The sequence below is a fragment of the Streptomyces noursei genome, assembly GCF_001646665.1.
GTDB lineage: Bacteria > Actinomycetota > Actinomycetes > Streptomycetales > Streptomycetaceae > Streptomyces > Streptomyces lavendulocolor.
Map to the genome: position 1 here is coordinate 197,562 of NZ_LWBU01000395.1, position 24,823 is coordinate 222,384.

Here is a 24,823-nt window from a genome sequence, read left to right on the forward strand (position 1 = left end):
GGAAACGTTCATGCGCCCGGACCGGCCGGGGCGATGAAGCCGGACTCGTACGCCGCGATCACCGCCTGCGTGCGGTCCCGTGTCCCCGTCTTCGCCAGCACCGCCGCCACGTGCGTCTTCACCGTCGCCGGGCCGACACCCATCCGCCGCGCGATCTCCGCGTTCGTCAGGCCCGTCGCCATCAGCCGCAGCACCTCCGCCTCCCGCTCGGTCAGCCGCGCCACCCATGCCGGGGCGGCCGCCGGACGGTGGCGCGCGTACGCGGCCGCCAGCCCCCGCAGCGCCGCCGGGTACAGCAGCGAGTCGCTGCGCGCCACCACCCGGACCGCCGCCACCAGGTCCTCCGCCGCCGCCCGCTTCAGCAGGAAGCCGGCCGCCCCGGCGCGCAGCGCGTCGTACACGTAGGCGTCGTTCTCGAAGGTCGTCACCACCAGCACGCGGGGCGCGGGCTCCGGCGCCGGGGCGAGGATCCGCTCGGTGGCCCGGATACCGTCGACCTCCGGCATCCGCACGTCCATCAGGACCACGTCCGGCCGCAGCTCGCGCACCACGGACACCGCCTCCGCCCCGGTCGACGCCTCGCCGGCCACCTCCAGGTCCGGTTCGGCGTCCAGGATCACCCGCAGCGCGGTGCGCACCATCCGCTCGTCGTCCGCCAGCACGATCCGGATCACCCGGCACCTCCCGTCAGCGGCAGGCGGGCCGCCAGCCGCCACACGCCGTCCACCGGGCGGGCCTCGGCGGTGCCGCCGAGCAGCCTCGCCCGCTCCCCGACGCCGCGCAGGCCGCGGCCGCCGCCGGGCCGGGCGGCCGGGGGCCGGTCCGGCAGGGGGTTGGCCAGGGTGATCTCCAGCGCGTCCTCGTGCCGTTCGACGGTGACCGTCACCGGCTCGCCGGCCGCGTGCCGGGCCGCGTTGGTCAGCCCCTCCTGGACGATCCGGTACGCCTCCCGGGACACCGGCCCCGGTACGCCGGACACGTCACCGCCCCGCACGGTCAGCGACACGTGCCGCCCCGCCGCGGCCAGCAGCGCGTCCAGTGCCTCCAGGCCCGGCCGCCCGGGCAGCTCCCCGTCGTCCTCGCCCTGCCGCAACAGGCCGAGAACGGCGTCCAGTTCGCCGACCGTGCGGCGGGTGGTCGCCTCGATCGCCGCCAGCGCCTCGGCCACGAACCCGGGGTCGCTGCCGAGCACCCTGCGCGCCGCGCCCGCCTGGAGCGTGACGGCGCTCAGCGCGTGGCCCACCGAGTCGTGCAGCTCGCGGGCGAGCCGGTTGCGCACCGCCAGTTCCGCCGCACGCCGCTCGGCCGCCGCCAGCCGGTCCGCGGGCGTGGGCCCCAGCAGCACCGGGGCCAGCCGGGCCAGCAGGGCGCCCGCCCCGGCCGCCGCCGCCGCGAGGGCGATCAGCATCGCGAGCCCCGCGGGGACCCCGGCGTACACCAGCCAGCGCTGGTCCAGCGACCAGAACCGGCCGAGCTCCGACTCCCGCAGCGCGGCCGAGAAGGGCAGCGCCATCACCGACACGGCGAACGGCGGCAGCGCCAGCGACGCCCCGGCGACCAGCCCGCCGAGCCCGACGTGCAGCGTGAACCACCCGGCCGTGCGCGCCCTCGCCGCCCGCGACCCGGCCGGCCCGTCCGCGAACCGCTCCGGCGCCACCCCGCACAGCGTCCGCGCCGCCGCCACCGACATGGGCCGGGCCAGCGGGACCAGCGCCGTCACGGCGGCGAGCGGCAGGGCCACCCCGTACGCCCCGAACTGCGCCGCCGGGGAACCGGAAAACATCCCCCCGCCGCCCGCGAACGGCGCGACGACCAGCGTGCCCAGCAGCCAGTACGGCATCAACAGCGCGCCGCCCAGCACCAGATGGACCCACCGCAGCCGTGCGCGCCGCCCCAGCAGCGCCGTGACCGGTGCAATCACGCCGTACGCACCGCCCGCCGCCGCAGCAGGACGGCCACGCACGCGCCCAGCAGCATCCCCGTGATCATCTCGCCAGCGTAGGCCAGCACCATGGCCGTCGGGGGCTCCCCGTCGGGACCGTCCTGCGGCATCAGCGCGGCCAGCAGCAGCCAGCCGCCCCAGCAGCCGACTCCGGCGGAGCCGGTCCAGGCCAGCGCCAGCGGCGCCTTCAACGGAAAGGCACGTCCCAGCCGGAACACCAGCATCAGCACACCGGCGAGGGCGGCGGCCACGAAGAGCAGGCGGACGCCCTCCATGACCGCCAGGTCGCCGCCGTGCTCCGCGGCCTGTCCGGCCGGCAGCCAGCGGTTCGAGCCGGAGAGCCACAGCACGTGCAGGGCGGACGGTGCCAGCAGCAGCGCGGAGGCCGCCACGGCGGTCACCCGGACGACCGGCCCGGCCGCCTCCGGGGACAGGTCCGCCACCCTGCCCTGCCACACCCTGCCCCACCGGTCGCGCGCGTAGAGGGCGAACAGCGTGCCGAGGGTGAGGCCCTGGACGATGAAGCCGGTGTAGACGACGGTGAAGACCCACTCGTCGAGGAACGGCTCCGCAGGGGCCGATCGCCCGGCCGCCAGCTGCGCCGGGTACCCCACCATGATCGGCGCCAGCAGACCGGTCGCCACCCACATCGGGAACGCCAGGAGCCAGGCCCGTACCGCCGACCCCCAGCGCTGGGTGAAGAGCAGGGCCAGCACGATGACGGCCGCGTCCATCAGGACGGTCATCAGGTTGAGGGCGGCCATCAGGGCCGGGTCGTCCAGCAGCGCACTGCCGTCGGGGATCCCTGCCCGGCTGCCGGCCACCCAGGCGATCTTGAGGGTGAGGTAGGGGACGCAGGACGCGACGGCGAGGGCGCGCAGGGCGCGGCGCGCCGGGCCCGGCCGGCAGGCTGCCGTCCCGGCGGGGGTGGTCGAGGGGGCGGCGGGCGTGGTCGTTGTCATGCCCCCACGCTCCCGTCCGCGCGGGTGCCCGCGCCTCCTGCCCGGTGACGAACCGTCTCCGCCGTGCGGGGGAGGGCCGGTCAGCCGCCGAGGAGGAGGAGCACCTCGTCGATCTCCTCGCCCCGGCCGTGCGCGAAGGCCCGGGCGTGGCCGGTGACGGTGAAGCCGCACTTCTCCAGGACCCGGACGGATCCCTTGTTGTCGGCCGCCGCGCGGGCGTGCAGCGGGCGCGCCGGCACGGCGTCGAGCAGGGCGCGCAGGGCGGCGGTGGCGATGCCCCGCCCCCAGTGGGTGCGGCCGATGACGTACGTGACCTGCCGTTCCTCCGGCGGCCCGTGAACGGCGGCGTGGCCCACGACCTCGCCGTCGGCGAGCACCGTCCGGACGACGGCGTCGGAGGCCAGGACGCGGGCCCAGTGCGCGTCGAAGTACTCCCGGTCCGTGGGGTCCTCGCTGGTGAAGGCGGCGACCCGGCTGGACTCGGGATCGCTCATGTGCGCGAAGAAGACCGGCAGGTCGCTCTCGCGCACCTCGCGCAGTTCGACCCGCATCACAGCCTCCTCGTCGCGAGCGTCAGCCGGTCGCGGGCGTCGAAGAGCGCGTCCTTGATCATCTGCTCGTGCGCCGGAGTGAGCCGCGCGACCGGCACCGAACAGCTGATGGCGTCGCGTGCCGGGGTGCGGTACGGGATCGCGATGCCGAAGCAGCGCAGGCCCAGCGTGTTCTCCTCGCGGTCCACGGCGTACCCCTGCTCGCGGACGGCGTGCAGCTCCTCGATGAGCCTCTCGCGGTCGGTGATGGTGTGCTCGGTGAGCGCCGGCAGGGTCTCCGGGAGCATCTTGCGGACCTGCTCGTCGGTGTGAGTGGCGAGCAGCGCCTTGCCGAGCGAGGTGGAGTGGGCAGGGAGCCGACGTCCGACGCGGGTGAACGGCCGCAGGTAGTGCTGGGACTGGCGGGTGGCGAGGTAGACGACGTTGGTGCCGTCGAGCCGGGCCAGGTGGATGGTCTCGGTGGTGTCGTCCGAGAGCCGGTCCAGGGTGGGCCGGGCGGCCGCGACGACCTCGTCGCCGTCGATGTAGGACGTGCCGACGAGCAGCGCGCGCACCCCGATGCCGTACCGCGTCCCGGTCGCGTCGGTCTCCACCCAGCCCAGCTCCACCAGGGTGCGGAGCAGCATGTACAGGCTGGACTTGGGGTAGCCGACGGCCTCCTGGACGGCGGCCAGGGAGTGCATGCCCGGACTGCCCGCGAAGTACTCGAGCAGTTCCACCGTGCGGACGGCGGACTTGACCTGCGCCCCGCCGGAATCGGTAGCTGACATTCGACTCGCCCCTCTTGTGGTCACGCCACGCCCGTCAATAGAGTTCCATTCATCATCAGGAACGCTGTTCAGAATACCGAACAACCATGGTGGGCTGGAAGGACGCAGTGGTGTCAGCAGCACAAGTCTGGAGTGTCGACCCCCGAACCGGGAAGCGGCGTGAACAGGTCGCCGTCGAGGCGACGGCCGAGGACGTCGACCGGGCGGTACGCGCGGCCCACGCCGCCCGCGGCGCCCTCGCCGACCGCACGGTGCGCGCCGCCTTCCTGCGCACCGCCGCCGAACTGCTCAAAGGCGCCGAGGACCGCCTGGTGGCGGCCGCCGACGCCGAGACGGCCCTCGGCACCGCCCGCCTCACCGGCGAACTGGCCAGGACCTGCTTCCAGTTGCGCGCCTTCGCCGACATCGTGGACGAGGGCGACTTCCTCGGCGTGATCATCGACCACCCCGACGACACCGCCACCCCGCCCATCCCGGACCTGCGCCGCTACAAGGTGCCGCTCGGCGTCGTCGCCGTCTACTCGGCGTCCAACTTCCCCTTCGCCTTCTCCGTGCCCGGCGGCGACACCGCCAGCGCCCTCGCCGCAGGCTGCCCCGTCGTCGTCAAGGCGCACCCCGACCACCCGGCCACCTCCGAGCTGGTCGCCGCGCTCCTCGGCCAGGCCGCCGCGCAGTCCGGCATCCCGCAGGCCGTCGTCGGCCTGGTCCACGGCTTCGAGGCGGGCGTCGAACTGGTCAAGCACCCGCTCGTCGCCGCCGCCGGCTTCACCGGCTCGGTACGCGGCGGCCGGGCGCTCTTCGACGCCGCCGCCGCCCGCCCGGTGCCCATCCCCTTCCACGGCGAACTGGGCTCCCTCAACCCGGTCGTGGTCACCGAGGCCGCCGCCGCCGAGCGGGCCGAGCAGATCGGGACCGGCCTCGCCGGCTCCATGACGCTCGGCACGGGCCAGTTCTGCGTCAAGCCCGGTCTGGTCCTGGCACCCACCGGGGCGGGCGGCGACGACCTGGTCGCCTCCCTCGCCGGCGCGGTCAAGGACGCCGGCGAGGGGGTGCTCCTCGACCACCGGATGCGGGACAACTTCGTCGCGGGCGTCGCCGAACGCGCCGCCCTCCCGGACGTCGAGGCCCCCGTCACCCCCGGCGCCGCCGGCGAGCACACCGTCAGCCCCGGCTTCCTCACCGTGCCGGCCGCCAGGCTCGCCGAGGAGGGCGCGCACGACCTGCTGCTGGAGGAGTGCTTCGGGCCCGTGACCGTCGTCGCCCGGTACGACAGCGAGGACGAGGTCACCGCCGTCCTGTCCCGGCTGCCGGGCAACCTCACCGCGACCGTCCACCTCTCCTCGCGGGAGGCGGCCGGCGAGGGCCGCGGCGCCGGCATCCTCGCCGAACTGACCCCGCTCGCCGGGCGCGTCCTCGTCAACGGCTGGCCCACCGGCGTCGCCGTCGCCCCCGCCCAGCACCACGGCGGCCCCTACCCGGCCACCACCTCCACCTCCACCTCCGTCGGCGGCACCGCCGTCGAACGCTGGCTGCGCCCCGTCACCTACCAGTCGACCCCCGAGGCGCTGCTCCCGCCCGAACTGCGCGACGACAACCCACTGGGCCTCCCGCGCCGCGTCGACGGACGCCCGGAGCGCTGACCCCGCCGCCCCCGCCCCGTCCCTCCCCTCGCGGGGGAGGGACGGCGGCGCCGCGGCCCGGCGGCCGTCCGCTGCCGGGGCTCGCCGTCACCGCGTAGCGCAAGGACCGCGACCCCGCCGGAGCGTAACGTGACAAAGGGGGCATAACGGGCCGCGCGCGAGGAGCGATCATGACAACACCCGACCGGCAGGAGGCGTTCGCCGCACTCATGGCGGACGTGCTCAACAAAGGGGCCCTGGCGCTCCTCATCAGCGTCGGGCACCAGACCGGCCTGTTCGAGACCCTGAGCACCCTGCCGCCCGCCACCAGCGCGGACGTCGCCGATGCGGCGGGCCTGGACGAGCGGTACGTCCGCGAGTGGCTCGGCGGCATGGTCGTCGGCGGGGTGGTGGAGTACGAACCCGACGGCGCGACGTACCGGCTGCCGCCTGAACACGCCGCCTCGCTGACCCGGGCCGCCGGCCCCGACAACCTCGCCGGGATGATGCCCTACATCGCCCTGATGGGCGAGGTGGAGCAGCGGGTCGTGGCGTCCTTCCGGGACGGCGGGGGCGTGCCCTACTCGGCCTACCCCCGCTTCCAGGCCCTCCAGGCGCAGGAGACGGCCCGCGTCTACGACACGGCCCTCGTCGACACCATCGTGCCCCTGGTGCCGGGTCTCACCGAGCGGCTGCACGAGGGCATCGACGTCCTGGACGTGGGCACCGGCCAGGGCCACGCCCCGCTCGTCCTGGCCCGGGCCTTCCCCCGGAGCCGCTTCCACGGCCTGGACCGGTCGGAGGACGGCATCGCCGCGGCCCGCCGGGAGGCCGAGCGGCTGGCCGTCGGCAACCTCCGCTACTCGGTGGGCGACTCCACCGAGATCGGGGGGCGGTACGACCTCGTCACCGCCTTCGACGTCATCCACGACCTGGCCCGCCCGCGGGAGACCCTGGCCGCCGTCGCCGCGTCCCTCCGCGACGGCGGCACCTTCCTGATGGGCGACATCGCCGCCTCCAGCAACCTGGAGGAGAACGTCGGGCACCCGTTCGGGCCCACGCTCTTCGGCTTCTCCGTCTTCTACTGCATGACCACGTCGCTGAGCACCGGCGGCGCCGGCCTCGGCACCGTCTGGGGCGAGCAGACCGCCTGCCGCATGCTCGACGAGGCGGGCTTCACCGACGTGCGGGTCCGCTCGGTCGAGGGGGATCCGCTGAACGTCTACTACGTGGCCACGACCGGTTAGGCCGTGTCGGCGGGGCGCCCCCGCCGGCCCGGAGCACTCCTTCCCGGCACGTCGCGGCGGGCCGTCGCGCCGCGGCGCACCGGAGGCGGGATCGCCGTACGCGACCGCACGCGACCGTACGCACGAGAGACGAGGTCCGCGATGGGAAAGATCGTGCTGTCCATGTCCATGTCCCTGGACGGCTGCATGGAGGGGCCGGACCGGGACATCGGCTGGCACCGGGTCGACGACGAACTGCACCGGTACTTCAACGAGCGGTGCGCGGGGATGGGGGCCTTCCTGGAGGGGCGCGTCACCTACGAGCTGATGGAGGGGTTCTGGCCGACGGCCGACTCCGACCCCGCCGCTCCCGCCCCCATGCGGGAGTTCGCACGGATCTGGCGGGAGAAGCCCAAGTACGTCTTCTCCCGCACCCTCCGGCAGGCCGGCCCGAACGCGACCGTCCTCAGGGAGGTGGACCCCGAGGAGGTGAGGGCCCTCGCGCGGCGGTACCCGGGCGACCTGGCGGTGGGCGGCGCCGACCTCGCCGAGTCGTTCCGCCGGCACGACCTGATCGACGCCTACGACGTCTACGTCCACCCCGTCCTCATCGGCCGGGGCAAGCCGCTGTTCCCGGCCCGCGACACCGGGACCGCCCTGCGGCTCACCGGCACCCGGGCGTTCGGCAACGGGGTGGTGCTCCTCGCGTACGAGAGGGAATGAACCGGCGCCGTGACGGGTTGACGGCGTGAGCGGAGGAGGCCTCCGCAGGGCCCCGCCCGCGCCTCACGACCTGGAGAGAATTATGACCAGGCAAGACGAAGCCTCGCCCGTGTGCGGGGGCAGGCACACGGGCGAGGCACCTGGGAGTTGCGTCCCCTGTTCGTGCCTCTCGGCGGTGCGCGTAGCAGTCCGTCCTAGAGCGGCCAGGAGTGGGCCGGATCATCCAGCCAGACGGCTTGCCCATCCGCTGTGACTGTGAGCCCGAACCGGTCATGCCCTGGCTTGCCGTTCTGCTCCCACCACCGGTAGGCGGCTTCGGCTTCGTCCCACAGTCGGCGGGGTCCGGCTTGCCACACTCTCGCCGTGTCCCCGTCGCGGAACATCACACAGGCCCATGACCGATCGGTCAGCGAGTAGAGCCACACCGGTCGTGCTCCGTCGCGCTTGCCGGCAACGGTGTGCACGCAGTCCCGTACGCGCAGACCCAACGCGAACGACTGAGGGCTGAACCGTCCGCTTCCCAGGAAATCCCCCTCCGCGAGATCGGTTTCCGACTCGTCACCATCAGCCACGCTGCCCGTGACGTACTCGCGGTGCACCACCGGCCCCAGACGTTGGGCGCGCAGCTTCATGAACTCCACCGGGCCCGAGAACAGACCCAACGCGCTCTCCCCGTCATCGGAGACGACCAACCGGACCACAGCGTCACCATTGCCGAAATGGGTGCCCCACGGAACCACGATCACCCCGCCCGGTCGGCACTGCTGTACCCACGTGAACGGGATCGATCGCAGACCGCACGTCGCAATGATCCGGTCGTACGGTGCCCGATCGGCATAGCCCTTGAAGCCGTCCCCGTGAACAACCTCGACAGGCAGCCCGAACCGCTCAAGGGCTCCGCGCGCCGTTGCCGCAACCGCTTCGTCCACTTCGATGGTGACGACGTTCTCCGTCCTCAACCGGTGTGCCAGCAAGGCAGCGTTCCAGCCGGTGCCCGCGCCGATTTCCAACACCTGATTACCGGGCTGCACCGCCAGCGATTGCAGCATGCGGAAAACGACGCTGGGCATAGACGCTGAAGACGTGGCGACCCGGCCCGCAGTCCTGCCGCTGTGCTCGCCGTCGTCCCACTGAGTGACGATCGGGACATCCGCGTCTGCATAGCCGTACCAGGCCTCTGGCTCCTCCTCCCTGGACACGCCGACGCTGCGCCCGGTGACCATATCGAACGGCCAGATGAGATCCGGCAGGAACGCGGAACGGGGAACGGCGGCGAAGCTCGGCACCCAATCCGAGGAGAGGGCATCAGCGGAAATGAGGACGCGCCCCAGCTCTGTACGGCCGGGGCGGTCGTCGTCCACGATCCATGGCCGGGTGCTCAGATCCTCCCGAACGGCGGAATCGTCACATCGGTCACACCGGATCAGGGCACTACAACAAGATCAAGTTACGAGCTCGTAGGACACGGCCTGGTACCGCAACGGTCTTCGGCGTGCCTGGTTGCCAGGCTGTTCGCCGGCCTGGGCAGGGATGGGGGTCTCGGTGATGTCAGGGCGTAACGGGGAGGCTAGCGAGGTGCCGCGAGTACGTCCCGGAGTACGTCCGCGAGCGTGACGCGGGCCAGCTCGTGTCTCAGGGTCTCCTCGATGCCCTCGTAGATGCTCTGCATCGCCGGCTGGATGCCGTGACCCACCACGCATCCCTGGTCCGGGGTGGTGCGGTGCATGGCGAACAGCGGGCCGGGTTCCACTGCCTCGTACACGTCGAGCAGGGTCATCGACTCCAGCTCGCGTGCCAGCGACCAGCCCGCGCCCACGCCCCGCCGGGACTCGACGAGCCCGGCCCTGCGCAGCTCGCCGAGCAGCCGTCTGATCACCACCGGGTTGGTGTTCGCGCTGGTCGCGATCTGCTCGGAGGTGGCCACCTCATGGCCCTGGCGCTGGTAGAGGCCGATCCAGGCCAGCGCGTGGGCGGCGATGGTCAGCCTGCTGTTGGCGCTCATGACTCCTCCTCTCGGCCGCAGAGCTTCATGCTACGGCAGTCGTAACAGTAGAGGTTGCAACAGTCTGTCGTAACAATTAACGTTGCGACTGCTGGGAAGGGTCAATCAACGAGGTGAGAAGCATGAGCAAGCCACTCACGGGCAAAGTCGCCCTGGTCACCGGGGGGTCGCGCGGACTGGGAGCCGCGACCGCACGACTGCTGGCCGAGCAGGGCGCCGACGTCGCCTTCACCTACGTCAGCTCCGAGAAACAGGCGCAGGCCGTCGTCGACGAGGTGCACGGCAAGGGAGTCAAGGCCGTCGCCTTCCAGTCCGACCAGGCGGACACGAGCCGGGCGCCGGCGCTGATCGACGAGGTGGTCGCGCACTTCGGCGGCCTGGACATCCTCGTCAACAACGCGGCGATCTCCGTGGCTGGCACGGTGGACGACCCGGATGCCGACACCGCCGCACTGGACCGGATGCACGCCACCAACTACCTCGGCGTGATCGCCGTCATCCGGGCCGCCTCCCGAGTGCTGCGCGCGGGTGGCCGCATCATCACAGTGAGTTCCGGACTGGGCTCCCGGGTCGGCGCCCCCGGCCTTGCCGACTACTCGGCGACCAAGTCCGGGATCGAGAGGTACACCATGGGCGTCGCACGCGACCTCGGGCCCCGGAACATCACGGCCAACGTCGTGGAGGCCGGACTGATGGAGGGCGGCATGCAACCGCCGGACCCCGAGACCCTCAAGGCCCTGGTCAGCTCGCTGTCCCTGCAACGCATGGGGCACCCCGACGAAATCGCCGCGGCGATCGCCTTCCTGGCGAGCCCCGCCGCGTCGTACGTCACGGGCGCAGTGCTGGACGCCCACGGCGGCTACAACGCCTGAACCCGAACAGCTGCCGCGCGCTCCGAAGGACATCGTGCCTTCGGGGCGCGCACCGCCAACGACCCGCGTGTGCGTGGACACACCTCAAGAAGCCCGGATCGTGAGCGTGTTACGAGCTCTTAGGTGCGAACTTGGTTGGCAGCGTGGCGAGCATTCGCGGCGAAGCCCATCGCCATGCGCTCAGTTGGGGGAATCTCAACTCCCCTTGCTTCAGCGGATCGAAGGTGGGCGCTAACGGCGTCTGCCTCTTCGCTGGCGGTGCCGGCAATGGACTCCAGATGGCGCCGGTTGCGTTCCGGGCTCCCTTGTCGACGTTCGTCGTGTCAGTGGTGCGCGGCCGTGAGGAGGCGCGGGCCATGGAGGAGCACGTGGCCGCCAACGCGCGCGCCGAGGGGCTCGCGTACCGCACCGAGGGGCGGGACCACGGCAGCACCTTCGACATCCACCGGCTGCTCCACCTGGCCGGGGCGCACGGGCGGCAGGACGCGCTGCTCGACCTCGCCTACCGGGCGAACTTCGCCGAGGAGAGGTCCGTCTTCGACCCCGAGGTGCTCGCCCGGCTGGGCGTGGAGGCCGGGCTGGCGGAGGACGAGGTCCGCCGTGTGCTGGCCGACGAGGACGCCTGCGCCGAGAACGTACGGGCCGACGAGCGCGAGGCGGCCGAGCTGGGCGCCACGGGCGTGCCCTTCTTCGTCCTGGACCGGCGTTACGGCGTCTCGGGCGGGCAGCCCGCCGAGGTCTTCACCCGGGCGCTGGAGCAGGCCTGGGAGGGCCGGGCGGTCCGGCGGGCCGGCGCGGGCGCCGGGGCCTGCGACGCGGACGGCGCCTGCCCGGTGTGAGGACCGCGCCGCGGAACCCGATTGACCCGGCGCGGCGCCCGGACCAGGGTGGGGGCATGGAAACCCCTCTCGGCAGCGGCGAGTTCGCCCCCACACGGACGTACCTGGACACCTCTCGCTGCGGGCTGCTGCCCCGCCGGACCGTGGCCGCCGTGACCGCGCTGGCGGACGGGCTGGCCGCCGGGACGGTCGGCGGTTCCGGCAGTTTCGAGGCCGTGGACGGCGCGCGCCGCGGGTTCGCGCGGGTGGCGGGCGTGGACCCCGACCGGGTCGCCGTGGGCAGTTCGGTCGCCGTCCACGTGGGCCTGGTCGCGAGCTCCCTGCCGGCCGGGGCGGAAGTCCTCTTCGTGGAGGGCGACTTCGGATCCGTGATCACGCCGTTCGCGGCGCGCGGCGACCTCAAGGCGCGGTTCGTGCCGCTGGAGGACCTGGCCGACGCGGTGCGGCCGGGGACCGCGCTGGTCGCCTTCTCCTCGGTCCAGTCGGCGGACGGGCGCGTGGCCGACCTGGCCGCGGTACGGGAGGCGGCGGCCGCGCACGGGGCTCGCACGCTCCTCGACGCGACCCAGTCGGCGGGGTGGCTGCCGCTGGACGCGGGGGCGTACGACTACACGGTGACGGGCGGGTTCAAGTTCCTGATGTGCCCGCGGGGCGCGTCGTTCCTCACCGTGACGGAGGAGGCCCAGGAGTCGCTGGTGCCCATCCACGCGGGCTGGTTCGCGGCGGCCGACCTGGACGACCCCTACGGCCCGGCCGTGCGGCTCGCGGACACGGCCCGCCGGTTCGACGAGCCGCCCGCCTTCCTCTCGTACCACGGCGCGGAGCAGTCGCTGGCGCTGCTCGGCGAGATCGGGATCGACGCCGTGCATGCCCACGCCACGGCGCTCGCCGCCCGCTTCCGGGAGGGCCTGGCCGGCCTCGGGCACCCGCCGGTGCCCGGCACCTCGGCCGTCGTCGCCGTCCCGGGGCTGGGGGAGCGGCGGCCGGAACTGGCGCGAGCGGGCGTGGCCGTCTCGGCCCGCGCCGGCAACCTGCGGGCCGCCTTCCACCTCTACAACTCGGCCGCCGACGTGGACCGGGCGCTGGACGTGCTGTCCTGAGCCGCGTGTGACGGGGTGTCCCGGGCCGTGCCCGGCCCGGTGTCCCGGGCGGGCGGCGTGCCGGGGCAGCCCGGCGCCTCCTTGCACAGGTTCGCCTCGACCCTGCCCAGGAGCCGCCCCAGCTCGGCGCGCTCGTGCGCGTCGAGCCCGGCGAGCGTCAGCTCCTCCAGCCGCCCCCAGGCCTCCGTCACCTGCGTGTGCAGCGTGCAGCTGGCGGCGGTCGCCTCCACCAGCACGGCCCGCCGGTCGGCGGGGTCGGGGGAGCGGCGTACGTGGCCCGACTGCTCCAGGCGCTGGAGCATCTTGGTGACCGTGGAGGGGTCGAGGTCGACGACCTTGATGAGCTCCGACTGCCGCACCGGTCCGGACTCCCAGAGGTGCATCATCACGAACTCCTGGCCCGGGTAGATCCCGGCCTCCTTCAGGAACCTGCCCGCGGCGATGCGGTGCAGCCGGGCCACCCGGGACAGGGTGTGGCTCAGGGGGCCGCAGTGCGCGGCGGAGGGCGGCGCCGCGTCGGGACAGGCGGGGCGCTCGGCGCCTCCTTCAGGGTGCTGCGGGCCGGACATCGGGTCTCCTCGGGGGACGGTCGGTCGACGTCACCGATTTTACCTTGGTCGGCCAATGAATGCGTTACAGTGGCGTCAGGCAGAAATACTTGGCCGACCACACATTGCTTGGGAGCCCCTGATGACCACCGCTTTCGACCCCATCGACCTGTCCGGCACGCCGCTCGCCAACCGCATCGCCATGGCCCCGATGACCCGGGGCCGCGCCGGGGCGGGGCGGGTGCCGACCGATCTCACCGCCGAGTACTACGCCCAGCGCGCCTCGGCCGGCCTGATCATCACCGAGGGCATCCAGCCCTCGCCCGTCGGTCAGGGGTACTCCGACACCCCGGGACTGCACAGCGAGGAGCAGACCGCCGCCTGGCGCCGGGTCACCGACGCCGTGCACGCGGCGGGCGGCCGGATCTTCGCCCAGCTCATGCACGTCGGCCGCATCGGCCACCCCGACCTGCTCGCCGACCTGCCCGGCGGCCTCCACCCCGTCGCGCCGTCCGCCGTGGCGGCCAGGGGCCAGGTCTGGACGGCCGAGGGTCCCAAGGACTTCGTCACCCCGCGCGAGCTCACCGACGCCGAGGTACGGGACACGATCGCGGACTTCGTGACCGCCGCCCGCAACGCCATTGCCGCCGGCTTCGACGGCGTCGAGCTGCACGGTGCCAACGGCTACCTGATCCACCAGTTCCTGGCGCCCGGCACCAACCGGCGCACCGACGCCTGGGGCGGCTCGGTGGAGAACCGCGTCCGCTTCGCCGCCGAGGTCGTCTCAGCGGTCGCCGCCGAGATCGGGGCCGCCCGCACCGCCCTGCGGATCTCCCCCGGCAACCCCTACAACGACATCGAGGAGCCCGAGCCGGAGGAGGCGTACACCGCGCTCGTGACCGAGCTGGAGCCGCTCGGCCTCGCCTACCTGCACGTCCTGGAGAGCTCCCCGGCCACCCGCGAGCTCACCCTGGCGCTGCGCAAGCGGTTCTCCGGCACGCTGGTGCTCAACCCGGCCACCGAGGGCCCGACCAGCGCCGAGGACCTGGCGCTGATCGAGGACGGCACGGCCGACCTCGTGGCGTTCGGCGCCCTGTTCCTCGCCAACCCCGACCTGCCGGCCCGGCTGCGGGCCAACGGGCCCTACAACACGCCGGACACGGCCACGTTCTACGGCGGCGACCACCGCGGCTACACCGACTACCCCGCGCTGGCCGTCCGGTAGCGGCAGGGGCGGTACGACGGGCGGGGGCGGTACGAGCGGACCGGGCCGCACGGCACGGCGCTTGGGCGGCACGACGAGGGGCGGGACCCCACCCGGATCCCGCCCCTCCGCTCATGTACCCGCCGCGCCGGGTCTCACCGCACCGGAGTGAAGTCCCTCGCCCCGATGAACTCCGGCCGCCGGACGGGCGCCGCGAACGGCTCCACCGCTGTGTTCTCCACGCTGTTGAACACGATGAAGACGTTGCTCCGGGGGAACGGGGTGATGTTGTCGCCCGAGCCGTGCATCGCGTTGCAGTCGAACCAGGTCGCCGAGCCCGCCCGGCCGGTGAACAGCCGGATGCCGTGCGCGTCCGCGAACCGGGTCAGCGCCTCGTCCGAGGGGGTGCCCGCGTCCTGCATCTGCAACGACTTCTTGTAGTTGTCCTTCGGCGTCTCGCCCGCGCAGCCCAGGAACGTCCGGTGCGACCCCGGCATGATCATCAGGCCGCCGTTGGTGTCGAGGTTCTCGGTCAGCGCGATGGACACGGACACCGTCCGCATCCGCGGCAGCCCGTCCTCGGCGTGCCAGGTCTCGAAGTCCGAGTGCCAGTAGAAGCCCGAGGCGCCGAAGCCCGGCTTCACGTTGATCCGCGACTGGTGGACGTACACGTCCGAGCCGAGGATCTCGCGGGCCCGGCCCACCACGCGCTCGTCGCGCACCAGCCGGGCGAAGACGTCGCTGATCCGGTGGACCTCGAAGACCGACCGCACGTCCTGGGACTTCGGCTCGACGATCGAGCGCTCGTCGGCGCGGATCGCCGGATCGGTCACGAGCCGGTCCAGCTCGGCCCGGTAGACGGCGACCTCGTCGTCGGTGATCAGCTGGTCGACGGCGAGGAACCCGTCCCGCTCGAAGGACTCCAGCTCCGGGGTGAGCGGCCCCCAGACGACCGGGTCCCGCCGGGGCGTGACCACTTCACTGGCGCCTCGGGTGGGGTACAGGTCCTGCACGGTGGCGGTCGTGGTCGTCGTCATGGTTCAGCCCTCCTCGGTGAGCAGCGGATAGACGCCGTTCTCGTCGTGGTCCTCCCGGCCGGTGACGGGAGGGTTGAACACGCACACGCACCGGAAGTCGGTCTTCGGGCGCAGGGTGTGGCGCTCGTGGCCGTCCAGCAGGTACATCGTGCCGGGCTCGATCCAGTGGGTCTCGCCCGTCTCGTCGTCGGTCAGCTCGGCCTCGCCCTCGACGCAGAGCACGGCCTCGATGTGGTTGGCGTACCACATGGAGGTCTCGGTCCCGGCGTACAGCACGGTCTCGTGCAGCGAGAAGCCGACCTTCTCCTTGGCGAGCACGATGCGCTTGGACTCCCAGGTGCCGGAGGCCGCCTTCACATGGCGCTCGGTGTTCTCGATGTCCTTCAACGATCGGACGATCACGGTGGTGCAACTTCCTTTCGTACGGGCCGTACGGGTCGTGCGCGTCGTGCGCGTCATGCGCGTCGTGGTGGTCGTGCGGGGAGGGCTCAGGCGGTCTCGCGGACCGCGCGGGCCAGCGTCCGCAGCCCCTCGTCCAGCTCGTCGGGGGTGATGGTCAGCGGGGGCAGCAGCTTGACGACCTCGCTGCGCGGGCCGGAGGTCTCCAGCAGCAGGCCCAGTTCGAAGGCGCGGGCGCAGACGGCGGAGGCGCGGGACTTGTCGGTGAACTCCATGCCCCAGACCAGGCCGCGGCCGCGGAAGTGGGCGCCGTAGGCGGAGTTCTCGTCGCAGATCGCCAGCAGTGCCTGCTCGACCTGCTCGCCGCGCGTGATGGTCTGCTTCTCCATCTGGCCGTCGGCCCAGTAGGTGTCGAGCGCGGCGGTGGCGGTGACGAAGGCCGGGTTGTTGCCGCGGAAGGTGCCGTTGTGCTCGCCGGGGCCCCACACGTCCAGTTCGGGCATGAACAGGCACAGCGACATCGGCAGACCGTAGCCGCTGATCGACTTCGACAGGGTGACGATGTCGGGCGTGATGCCCGCCTCCTCGAAGGAGAAGAAGGCGCCCGTACGGCCGCAGCCCATCTGGATGTCGTCGACGATCAGCAGCATGTCCTGGCGGTCGCACAGCTCCCGCAGCGCCCGCAGCCACTCGGGCCGGGCGACGTTGATGCCGCCCTCGCCCTGCACGGTCTCCACGATCACGGCGGCCGGCTTGTTGAGCCCGGAGCCCTGGTCCTCCAGGAGCCGCTCGAACCAGAGGAAGTCGGGGACCTGGCCGTCGAGGTAGTTGTCGAACGGCATCGGCGTGCCGTGCACCAGCGGGATACCGGCCCCGGCGCGCTTGAACGCGTTGCCGGTGACGGCGAGCGACCCCAGCGACATGCCGTGGAAGGCGTTGGTGAACGACACGATCGACTCGCGCCCCTTCACCTTGCGCGCCAGCTTCAGCGCGGCCTCCACCGCGTTGGTGCCGGTCGGGCCGGGGAACATCACCTTGTACGGCAGGTCGCGCGGCCGCAGGATCACGTTCTGGAACGACTCCAGGAACGCGCGTTTCGCGGTCGTCGCCATGTCCAGGCCGTGGGTGATGCCGTCCCGCTCGATGTAGTCGAGCAGCGCGCGTTTCAGCACGGGGTTGTTGTGCCCGTAGTTGAGCGAGCCGGCGCCGGCGAAGAAGTCGAGGTAGGTGTGCCCGTCCTCGTCGGTGAGGCGGGCGCCCTGGGCACGGTCGAACACGGCGGGCCAACCGCGGCAGTAGCTGCGCACCTCCGACTCAAGGGTCTCGAAGACACTCAGGGCGGGCGGGGTGATGGTCACGGCGGTTCGTCTCCTCGGTGGGGGTGTCTCGGACGTACGTGTGAGGGCGGCGGGGGGGGGCGGCCCCGGGCGGGCCGGCGGGTCCGGAGCGGGCGGGGGACCGGGGACGGGGCGGGCGGACGCGGCTCGGGTGCGTCCGGTGCCCCGGTTCCGGGCTGCCCGTCGGGGTCCGGGTCCGGGGGCCGGGTCTTCCGGTCCGGGACGGTTCCGGGTTTTCAGGGGTCCGGGCCCGGTCCGGGGCCGGGGCCGGGTTCCGGATCTGTGCGGGTCAGGCGATCGGGCCGATGCGGTACAGCACCTCGGGCTCGTGCGTCCCCTCGGGGAAGAGCCCCCCGTCGAAGAGCACCTCGCGCTCCAGGGACGCGCCCCGGCGCTCCGCGTACGACGTGAAGAGCCGGTCCGACGCGGTGTTGTCCGGTGTGACGGTCGTCTCCACGGTGCGGACGCCCTGTCCGGCCACGCGCGCGGTCAGCGCGTCCAGCAGCACGCCGGCCAGGCCGCGGCCGCGGTGCGCCCGGTCCACGGCGACCTGCCAGACGACCAGGGTCTCCGGGCGCTGCGGCCTGATGTAGCCCGTGACGAAGGCGATCGGCTCTCCGTCGGCGCCGCGCGCCACCAGGGACGTGGCGGCGAAGTCACGGCACCACAGCAGATAGCTGTACGAGGAGTTGAGGTCCAGGACCTCGGAGTCGCGGGCTATGCGCCATATCGCGGCTCCGTCCTCCACTCGTGGGGTGTCTATACCGATGGCCGGCGCGGCCGGTCGGTGGAATTCGTTTCGGGCACCTGCAAGGTCTGCTTGTGCGGCGGTCATGCGGATTGAACTTACCCAGCAATTTCTGAAATTGCATCGGCGGCAGGGGTTGGGCGAGCGTGTGGCCTGTGTTATCGCGCGGGCGCGAGATCAACTGGGCGGAAGCCGCACAGCGCCGATTTTTGCCCGTATATATACTGGCAAAACGGACGCAATGTGGAGTCGATCACATGGAGGTGAGCGGCTTGACAGGGTGCCCGAATTGCCCGTGGCGTCCTTATGAAATCTTGGTGTTTAACCTCGGCGAAACGGGGCAGAAGAATGCGGGAAGCTACCCCTTATAAAACACCCGCCGGTATTCGACCGGCAATGCCGATTCATTGTTCCCGTGAAGTGGATGTCATGTCGTCCCGAAAGGCCGCCGGTCGTACGGCGTCGCCCCGCCGGACGTTTCCCGTCCCCTCGTCCGTCGCCCTCGCCCGGCCACCCCGCCCCGCGCGCGGGCCGCTTCCGCGCGCATGCGGAACGGGCCCGTCCGCGCCGGTGCCCCCGCTCCCCGTGACCACGTCCGGGTGAGTCATTCCGGCCTCCTGGCCCGTACCTGTGTTTCGACGCCGGGCGCGGGCCGGAAACACGTACATGTGGGGAAGAACAGGCGGCCGTCGAGCGGTTGACGAGGAACAGTGATCATCAACGGTGATGGGTGGGGGCCAGGAAGTGGATCTGCGCCAGCTGGAGTGCTTCATCGCGGTCGCCGAGGAGCTCGGCTTCGGCCGGGCCGCCGAGCGGCTGCACACCGTCCACGACTCGGTGAGCCGGCAGGTCGGTCGGCTGGAGCGGGAACTGGGCGTGCGGCTCTTCGACCGCGCCGCCCGCCACGTACGGCTCACCGCCGCGGGTGAGCGGCTGCTGCCCGAGGCCCGCGCCGCGCTCGCCGCGGCCGCCCGGGTCCGCGCCACCGCGGTCGGCATCAGCGCCGGGACGGAGGGGCTGGTGCGGCTCGGCACCACCCGGGCCTTCGCCGACCGCGTCTACCGCGCCCTCGACACGCTGGCCGCCCGCCGGCCCGGACTGCGCGTGCGGCTGGAGCGGGCGCCCCAGGAGGCCCGCCTCGCCGCCGTGCGCTCCGGGACGTTCGATGCGGCCCTCGTGCGCGGTGTGCGGCACGCCGAGGGGGTGGTCCTGCACCCGCTGTGGACCGACCCGCTGATCGCCGCGCTGCCCGCGTCCCACGCGGCCGTGCTGGGACTCGCCGACGACGAGCCGCCGAGCCTCGACCGGCTCGCGAAGCTGCCCCTGAGGCTCGTTCCGCGCGCCGCCAACCCCGCCTTCCACGACCTGGTGACGGCCGCCCTGCCCGACTGGACGCCCGGCCCGCCGTTCACCACCCTCCAGGACACGCTCACCGAGTTGGCCGCCCACCCCGAGCCGTCCTGGACCCTGTTCTACCCGGTCGGCGCGGTGCTGCCGGCCGGCCGGCTCACCTTCCGCACCCTGCCCGGCCTCACCTACCCGGTCTCGCTCGCCGTCCCGGCCGACCGCCCGCCCGCCCCGCCGGTGCAGGCCCTGCTCGACGCGCTGGCGGCGACCGCCCCCGGCACCCCCGCCCCCGCCGCGCCCCGCCGCACCGCGCCCCTCACCCGGGAGGCCGCCCCGGTCCCCCAGTGACAGCGCCCCGCCGCCCCCGCGGCACCCCCCGGGGCGGCGGCCCGCACCACCACCGGCCCCGCGCCCGTCACCGGCCGTGCGTCACTCCCACGCCCCGGCGACCGCCCGGCGTGCGCCGGCGAGGTCCACGGGCGCGCCGGTCAGCCGGCCGAGGGCCGCGCCGAGGGCCGCCACCGAGGACTCCACGACGCCCCGGTCGGCGTCCGGACCGTAGTGGTTGACCCGCACCATCTCCTTGGCCAGTGCCCCGCCGCCCGCGGCGAGCGGCAGCGACGGGTCGGCGGCCAGCGCGGCGGCGACGAGTCCGGAGGCGTCCACCCCGGCCGGCGTGCGCAGCGTCGTCGCCACCGGGGCGGCGTCCTTCGCCTCGTACACATACGGCTCCAGCCCGCCGCCGAGGGCGAGCACCCCCGCGCGGGTGGCCGCCGCGGCCGACGCGTGACGGGCCATCAGCGCGTCCAGGCCCTCCGCCTCGATGCGCTCCAGGCACGCCTCCAGCGCCAGCATCTCCAGCTGCGCCGGGGCGTGCAGCAGCGCCTTGCGGCCGCCGTCGATCCAGCGTTCCTTCCAGTCCAGCAGGGAGAGGTACGAGCGGCGCGGCGCCGCCGGGTTGGCCGCGAACCGCTCCCACGCGCGCGTGCTGACCGACACGGCCGAGACGCCCGCCGGGCCGCCCATCGCCTTCTGCGCGCCGATGACGCACATGTCCACGCCCCAGGCGTCCGGCAGCACCGGCTCCGCGCCGATCGAGGCCACCGCGTCGAGGTAGAACAGCGCGCCGTGCGCCCGGACCACCTCACCGATCGCGGCGACCGGATTGGTGTTGCCGGTCGCCGCCTCGGCGTGCACCAGCGACACGAAGTCGATCTCCGGGTTGCGCTCCAGCGCCTCGGCGACGCCCTCCGGGGTCACCGCCGTGTGGAACGGCACCTCCAGGTCCACCACCGTCGCCCCGCAGTCGCGCAGCCAGTCGCCGAAGGTCTGCCCGTACGGTCCCGTCACCACGTTCAGCGCCGTCGAGCCGGGCCGGGCGCCGCTGCGGATGCAGCCCTCCAGCGGCAGCAGCGCCTCGCCCTGGGTGATCACCACGTCCTGCCCGGTGGCCAGCAGCGCGGCCACGCGCCGCTCGATCGCCGCGAAGCGGTCGGCGGTCAGCGGGGCCAGGTCGAGGAAGGGGTGCGTCGCGGGGGTGCTCACGGAGGTCTCTTCTCTTCACGTACGGACTGCTTCGCCGAGGGTACTTCCGCCCTCGTAGAGTGCTCGACATGAGCGTGGTGCTGCATGTGACGGGACGGGTGCTGGCCGGCCCGCAGGACGTACGGGACGAGCTGTGGGTGGTCGGCGGGCGCGTCACCTACGACCGGCCGGCGCACGCCGGCGACGTGCGGACGGTACGGGGCTGGGCGCTGCCCGGACTGGTCGACGCGCACTGCCACGTGGGCCTCGACGCCCACGGTGCCGTGGACGCGGCCACCAGCGAGAAGCAGGCGGTCACCGACCGGGACGCGGGCACCCTGCTGATCCGGGACGCCGGGTCCCCGGCGGACACCCGCTGGATCGACGACCGCGACGACCTGCCGAGGATCATCCGCGCGGGCCGGCACATCGCCCGCACCCGCCGCTACATCCGCAACTACGCCCACGAGATCGAGCCCGCCGACCTCGTCGCCTACGTCGGCCGGGAGGCCCGGCGGGGCGACGGCTGGGTCAAGCTGGTCGGCGACTGGCTGGACCGCGGCACCGGTGACCTGGGCGCCTGCTGGCCCCGCGCCGAGGCCGAGGCGGCGATCGCCGAGGCGCACCGGCTGGGCGCCCGCGTCACCGCCCACTGCTTCGCCGAGGACTCGCTGCGGGACCTGGTCGAGGCCGGGATCGACTGCATCGAGCACGCCACGGGCCTGACCGAGGACACCATCCCGCTCTTCGCCGAGCGGGGCGTTGCCATCGTGCCGACGCTCGTCAACATCGCCACGTTCCCGCGGCTCGCCGACGGCGGAGAGGCGAAGTTCCCCCGCTGGGCCGGCCACATGAGGCGGCTCCACGAGCGCCGGTACGACACGGTGCGCGCCGCGTACGACGCGGGCGTCCCCGTCTTCGTGGGCACCGACGCCGGCGGCTCCCTGGCGCACGGCCTGGTCGCCGAGGAGGTCGCCGAACTCGTCACCGCCGGCATCCCGCCGCTGGACGCCCTCTCGGCGACGACCTGGGGAGCCAGGGCCTGGCTGGGGCGCCCCGCCCTGGAGGAGGGCGCCCCGGCCGACCTGGTGGTCTACGACGAGGACCCGCGCGCGGACGTCCGCATGCTCGCGGCGCCGCGGCGGGTGATCCTCGCCGGCCGGGTCATCGGCTGAGGAAGAGCAGCCGGGCGCGCTTCCGCGCGATGTGCACCTCGGGCAGCACGACCTCCGGCAGGACCACCTCGGGGCCGAGCTCGAAGCCGCTGCGCACCAGCAGGGCGATCGCCTTGTCGTTGGCGGCGTCCGGCTCCGCGACGATCCGGTCGTGGCCCTCCATCGCGTACGAGATCAGCGCGGAGACGAGGTGCGTGGAGAAGCCTCGCTCGGGCGCGTCCGTGGGCGCGATCAGCAGGTGCACACCGATGTCGCCCGGACGGGCCTCGTAGCACTCGCTGACCCGGTCGGCCTCCGGCTCGTACGTCTGGAACAGCGCGACCGGCACGCCGTCGCGGTACGCCAGGAACGCGTGGTGCGTGGTCAGCGTGTCCAGGTGCGCGTAGATCTCCCGCACGTCGTCGACGGTCGTCTCCCGCATGCCCCAGAACCGGGCGCGCTCCCCGCCGACCCAGCCGTGCAGCAGCTCCGCGTCGCGCGCCGGGTCGACGCGGGCGAGACGGACCGTCCCGAAGCCGTCGACGGCCTGCTCGAAGACGTACTCAGTCGTGGTCATGGTGTGTCGTGCTCCTCGGTGAGCTGGTTCCAGTCGGTGACGACGGGGGCGAGTCCGCCCCGCAGCCACAGGGGGAGTTGGTCGCGCCCGTGCGGGTCCCCGGGGACGCCCGAGGCGCCGAGCGGCACCACCCACAGGCTGTCCTCGCGCCGCGCCAGGTCCCAGACGTAGCGGGCGGCCGGGCCGCGGGCGCTGAGGTCCGTGACGCCCGGCACGCTGGAGGTGGACAGCACGCAGTCGTGGTCGCCGTCCAGGCCCGGCCACGTGTCGGCGGGGTCGGGCAGCGCGGCCCACGGCGCGAGGCGGTGCGTGGCGCCCCACGGCTCCCGCGGAGGGGCCGCGGCCACCTCCTCGACGGCGGCGCGGACCGCCGCCAGCCGGTCGGCCTCCGGCACCGGCCCGCCCGTGAGCAGGGTCTCCAGGGCGTAGGCGACACGGGGCACCAGGGCCAGCCAGGGCTGGAAGAGCGCCGGGTACGCGGGGGGTTCGGCCAGCACGGCGAGCGCGGGGTGCGCGGCGAGGCGGCGCACGACCGCCCCGCGCACGGCCGCGAAGACGGCGGCGTCCGTGCTGTCGGCCGCCATGCGGCGGTTCCAGCACAGCAGCCGGTCGCGCAGCTCGCGCGCCTCGAGGCCGAGGTCGGCCAGGCCCGCCACGAGGGACAACAGGGGGCGTGCCGAGGCCAGATGGGTGTCGGTGTGGACGGCCGCCATGTCGGGGGCGGTCCAGTTCTTCCGCTCGCCGAGCAGATGGGCGATGCGGTCGGCCCGGTGCGGCGGGGCGAACTCGACGCCCAGCGGGCTCGCCAGCCCGCGCGCGTTCGCCATCACCGCGACGCCGTCGACCGGTCGGCGGGGCATCGGCGCGTGGGCGCCGCGCCATTCGTGGCCGGGCTCCCAGGCGGGGACGACGCGCAGCCGGTTGTCGTGGTGGCGCAGCGGGACGTGGCCGGCGGTCCGGTGGAGGGTGCCGCCGAGGGTGTCGGCGGCCTGGACGACGTTGACGGGCTCCACCCAGGTGTCGAACGCCCGGTCGACGTCGTCGACGGTGCGGGCGGCGAGCAGCGCGGGCAGGGCGGAGAAGCCCAGTTCGTGCGTGACGCGCGGCGGGTGGCGCAGGCTGATCACGTCGTCCGGCCCGTCGATGACGACGGGTCCGCGCTCGGTCTCGATCACCTCGACCTCGACCGGGCCGGCGTCCTTGACCTCGATGGTCTCGGTGTGGACGCGGGCGGGCGCCCAGCCGTCCGGTCCCTGTGCCTCCACCGTGCCGTCCGCGGTGCGCCGCAACCGCTCGCGGTACAGGTCCTGGTAGTCGGCCATGGCGTTGGTGATCGCCCAGGCGACCGTGCCGGTGTGCCCGAAGTGGGCGAGGCCCGGTACGCCGGGCACGGCGAGCCCGACGACGTCGAACTCGGGGCAGGCCAGCCGGATCTGCTGGTACACGCCGGGCGCCTCGATGAACCGGTGCGGGTCGCCCGCGATGAGCGCGGCCCCGGTGGCGGTGCGGTCGCCGGTCACCAGCCAGCCGTTGCTGCCCGTGGTGCCGGGGGCGTCGGTGGCGAACAGCTCGGCGTACTCCTCGCCGAGCCGGCGGGCGACGTGGTCGCGCCACAGCTTGGTGGGGAAGCCCGCGAAGAGGATGTGCGTCGACAGCCAGACGGCGAGCGGGGTCCAGGGTTCCCAGCGCCCGGGGGCCAGTCCGGTGGCGGCGAACTCGGGGGAGCGGCGGGCGCCCGCCGCGAGTCCGGCGTTGACCCCGTCGACGTAGGCGCACACCCAGGTGCGGGTCGGCTCGTCGAGGGCGTCGAAGCAGCGGCGGGCGGTGTCGGCCAGGCGGGCGCGGCGGGCGAAGACGTCCCACTCGACGGCCTCGGCGCCCAGGAAGGCGGCCGTCGTCCCCTGGGCGCGGTGCCGTTCGACCTCGAGCTGCCAGGCCCGGTCCAGGGCGGTGGTGCGGCCCTGCGCCCGGCTGAGTTCGTGCGCGTCGGCGGCGCGGAGATGCGGGATGCCCCAGGTGTCCCGGTAGACCTCGATGCTCACTCTTGTCCCGATCTCTTTAGGTTAGGCTGGCCTAACTTAAAGCACGGTCGTGCGAGAAGCAATCCGGAGCCCGTGTTGACGGCCCGTGACGGTCGGGCGCTGTCGATCGTTGATCGTTTCTCCCTTTTTGTGTGCGGGGTGGGGATATGGCGAACATCTGCGCCGGAAGATTCGAATATGGGAACGGAAACCCCCCTTTGGGGTGAACTCACGTCAGGTTCACGCCACTTCACTCTCCGTGCGTAAAGATTCCGGTGTCCCGCGCCGCTCCGCTCGTGCGTTCCCCATGAGCGCGCCGGC

Annotated in this window: 24 protein-coding genes; 9 read left to right on the forward strand and 15 right to left on the reverse strand. The window is 73.3% G+C overall.

The features are described from left to right. Positions 1-8 precede the first annotated feature (8 nt). From A4V12_RS32825 to A4V12_RS32845, 5 genes are all read right to left on the reverse strand, one after another. Positions 9-641 (reverse strand): response regulator, encoded by a 633-nt coding sequence (locus tag A4V12_RS32825; protein WP_064073177.1) that lies wholly within the window; start codon positions 639-641, stop codon positions 9-11. Between the two features lie 29 nt (positions 642-670). Continuing rightward, entirely contained in the window at positions 671-1,918 is a 1,248-nt protein-coding gene (locus A4V12_RS32830) for a sensor histidine kinase (protein ID WP_064073178.1), read from the reverse strand. Then, positions 1,918-2,904: a hypothetical protein gene (locus A4V12_RS32835; protein WP_064073137.1), complete on the reverse strand. Its 987-nt coding sequence runs from the start codon at positions 2,902-2,904 to the stop codon at positions 1,918-1,920. The genes A4V12_RS32830 and A4V12_RS32835 overlap by 1 nt, the downstream gene beginning before the upstream one ends. A gap of 80 nt (positions 2,905-2,984) precedes the next feature. Then, entirely contained in the window at positions 2,985-3,455 is a 471-nt protein-coding gene (locus tag A4V12_RS32840) for a GNAT family N-acetyltransferase (protein ID WP_064073138.1), read from the reverse strand. Then, the gene (locus A4V12_RS32845; protein ID WP_064073139.1) at positions 3,455-4,225 is read right to left on the reverse strand and encodes an IclR family transcriptional regulator; all 771 of its coding nucleotides are present in this window, start codon (positions 4,223-4,225) and stop codon (positions 3,455-3,457) included. The genes A4V12_RS32840 and A4V12_RS32845 overlap by 1 nt, the downstream gene beginning before the upstream one ends. Before the next feature lie 110 nt (positions 4,226-4,335). Between A4V12_RS32845 and A4V12_RS32850 the strand changes: the two genes are divergently transcribed. From A4V12_RS32850 to A4V12_RS32860, 3 genes are all read left to right on the forward strand, one after another. After that, positions 4,336-5,865 (forward strand): aldehyde dehydrogenase (NADP(+)), encoded by a 1,530-nt coding sequence (locus A4V12_RS32850; RefSeq protein WP_064073179.1) that lies wholly within the window; start codon positions 4,336-4,338, stop codon positions 5,863-5,865. Between the two features lie 170 nt (positions 5,866-6,035). Then, positions 6,036-7,091 (forward strand): class I SAM-dependent methyltransferase, encoded by a 1,056-nt coding sequence (locus tag A4V12_RS32855; protein ID WP_064073140.1) that lies wholly within the window; start codon positions 6,036-6,038, stop codon positions 7,089-7,091. Positions 7,092-7,232: 141 nt separating this feature from the next. Further along, positions 7,233-7,793: a dihydrofolate reductase family protein gene (locus A4V12_RS32860; RefSeq protein WP_064073141.1), complete on the forward strand. Its 561-nt coding sequence runs from the start codon at positions 7,233-7,235 to the stop codon at positions 7,791-7,793. 194 nt (positions 7,794-7,987) lie between these two features. On the opposite strand, the gene A4V12_RS32865 is transcribed toward A4V12_RS32860, so the two are convergent. Continuing rightward, entirely contained in the window at positions 7,988-9,154 is a 1,167-nt protein-coding gene (locus A4V12_RS32865; RefSeq protein ID WP_234372426.1) for a methyltransferase domain-containing protein, read from the reverse strand. Between the two features lie 206 nt (positions 9,155-9,360). Continuing rightward, positions 9,361-9,795 carry an Rrf2 family transcriptional regulator gene (locus A4V12_RS32870; RefSeq protein WP_064073143.1) on the reverse strand — a complete coding sequence of 145 codons (435 nt, stop codon included), beginning with the start codon at positions 9,793-9,795 and terminating at the stop codon, positions 9,361-9,363. A gap of 122 nt (positions 9,796-9,917) precedes the next feature. Here A4V12_RS32870 and A4V12_RS32875 point away from each other — a divergent pair, with 122 nt between their 5' ends. The 3 genes from A4V12_RS32875 to A4V12_RS32885 all read left to right on the forward strand — a co-directional run bounded on the left by A4V12_RS32875 (position 9,918) and on the right by A4V12_RS32885 (position 12,606). Then, on the forward strand, positions 9,918-10,667 hold the full coding sequence (locus A4V12_RS32875) for an SDR family NAD(P)-dependent oxidoreductase (protein ID WP_064073144.1): 750 nt from the start codon (positions 9,918-9,920) through the stop codon (positions 10,665-10,667). 152 nt (positions 10,668-10,819) lie between these two features. Next, a complete protein-coding gene (locus tag A4V12_RS32880; protein WP_423564250.1) occupies positions 10,820-11,506 on the forward strand; it encodes a DsbA family oxidoreductase in 687 nt (228 codons plus the stop codon). A 56-nt stretch (positions 11,507-11,562) separates the two neighbouring features. Beyond that, positions 11,563-12,606, forward strand: a complete 1,044-nt coding sequence (locus tag A4V12_RS32885) for an aminotransferase class V-fold PLP-dependent enzyme (RefSeq protein ID WP_064073145.1) — start codon at positions 11,563-11,565, stop codon at positions 12,604-12,606. Here A4V12_RS32885 and A4V12_RS32890 read toward each other — a convergent pair. Continuing rightward, entirely contained in the window at positions 12,558-13,175 is a 618-nt protein-coding gene (locus tag A4V12_RS32890; RefSeq protein ID WP_064073146.1) for a MarR family winged helix-turn-helix transcriptional regulator, read from the reverse strand. The two genes, A4V12_RS32885 and A4V12_RS32890, sit on opposite strands and share 49 nt — an antisense overlap. A 121-nt stretch (positions 13,176-13,296) precedes the next feature. On the opposite strand from A4V12_RS32890, the gene A4V12_RS32895 reads away from it, so the two are divergent. Next, a complete protein-coding gene (locus tag A4V12_RS32895) occupies positions 13,297-14,379 on the forward strand; it encodes an alkene reductase (RefSeq protein WP_064073147.1) in 1,083 nt (360 codons plus the stop codon). A 134-nt stretch (positions 14,380-14,513) separates the two neighbouring features. Here the strand turns inward: A4V12_RS32895 and thpD are convergent, their stop codons facing one another. The 4 genes from thpD to ectA form a co-directional block, all read right to left on the reverse strand. Next, entirely contained in the window at positions 14,514-15,395 is an 882-nt protein-coding gene (thpD, locus tag A4V12_RS32900) for an ectoine hydroxylase (protein ID WP_064073148.1), read from the reverse strand. Between the two features lie 3 nt (positions 15,396-15,398). Then, positions 15,399-15,797 carry an ectoine synthase gene (locus tag A4V12_RS32905; protein WP_064073149.1) on the reverse strand — a complete coding sequence of 133 codons (399 nt, stop codon included), beginning with the start codon at positions 15,795-15,797 and terminating at the stop codon, positions 15,399-15,401. A gap of 86 nt (positions 15,798-15,883) precedes the next feature. Continuing rightward, the gene (gene ectB, locus A4V12_RS32910) at positions 15,884-17,152 is read right to left on the reverse strand and encodes a diaminobutyrate--2-oxoglutarate transaminase (RefSeq protein ID WP_064073150.1); all 1,269 of its coding nucleotides are present in this window, start codon (positions 17,150-17,152) and stop codon (positions 15,884-15,886) included. A 268-nt stretch (positions 17,153-17,420) separates the two neighbouring features. Further along, positions 17,421-17,966, reverse strand: a complete 546-nt coding sequence (gene ectA / locus A4V12_RS32915) for a diaminobutyrate acetyltransferase (protein WP_199831446.1) — start codon at positions 17,964-17,966, stop codon at positions 17,421-17,423. A gap of 639 nt (positions 17,967-18,605) precedes the next feature. On the opposite strand from ectA, the gene A4V12_RS32920 reads away from it, so the two are divergent. After that, a complete protein-coding gene (locus tag A4V12_RS32920; protein ID WP_234372427.1) occupies positions 18,606-19,574 on the forward strand; it encodes a LysR family transcriptional regulator in 969 nt (322 codons plus the stop codon). 81 nt (positions 19,575-19,655) lie between these two features. Here A4V12_RS32920 and A4V12_RS32925 read toward each other — a convergent pair whose 3' ends face one another. Further along, positions 19,656-20,771, reverse strand: a complete 1,116-nt coding sequence (locus A4V12_RS32925; protein WP_064073152.1) for a pyridoxal-phosphate-dependent aminotransferase family protein — start codon at positions 20,769-20,771, stop codon at positions 19,656-19,658. A 68-nt stretch (positions 20,772-20,839) separates the two neighbouring features. Here A4V12_RS32925 and A4V12_RS32930 point away from each other — a divergent pair, with 68 nt between their 5' ends. Further along, entirely contained in the window at positions 20,840-21,925 is a 1,086-nt protein-coding gene (locus A4V12_RS32930) for an amidohydrolase family protein (RefSeq protein WP_064073181.1), read from the forward strand. Here A4V12_RS32930 and A4V12_RS32935 read toward each other — a convergent pair. Together A4V12_RS32935 and A4V12_RS32940 are read right to left on the reverse strand one after the other, a co-directional pair. Further along, the gene (locus tag A4V12_RS32935) at positions 21,915-22,481 is read right to left on the reverse strand and encodes a GNAT family N-acetyltransferase (protein WP_064073153.1); all 567 of its coding nucleotides are present in this window, start codon (positions 22,479-22,481) and stop codon (positions 21,915-21,917) included. The two genes, A4V12_RS32930 and A4V12_RS32935, sit on opposite strands and share 11 nt — an antisense overlap. Further along, complete coding sequence (locus A4V12_RS32940; protein ID WP_064073154.1) at positions 22,478-24,523, reverse strand: penicillin acylase family protein; 2,046 nt, start codon at positions 24,521-24,523, stop codon at positions 22,478-22,480. Before A4V12_RS32940 ends, A4V12_RS32935 begins: the two co-directional genes overlap by 4 nt. Positions 24,524-24,823: the final 300 nt, after the last annotated feature.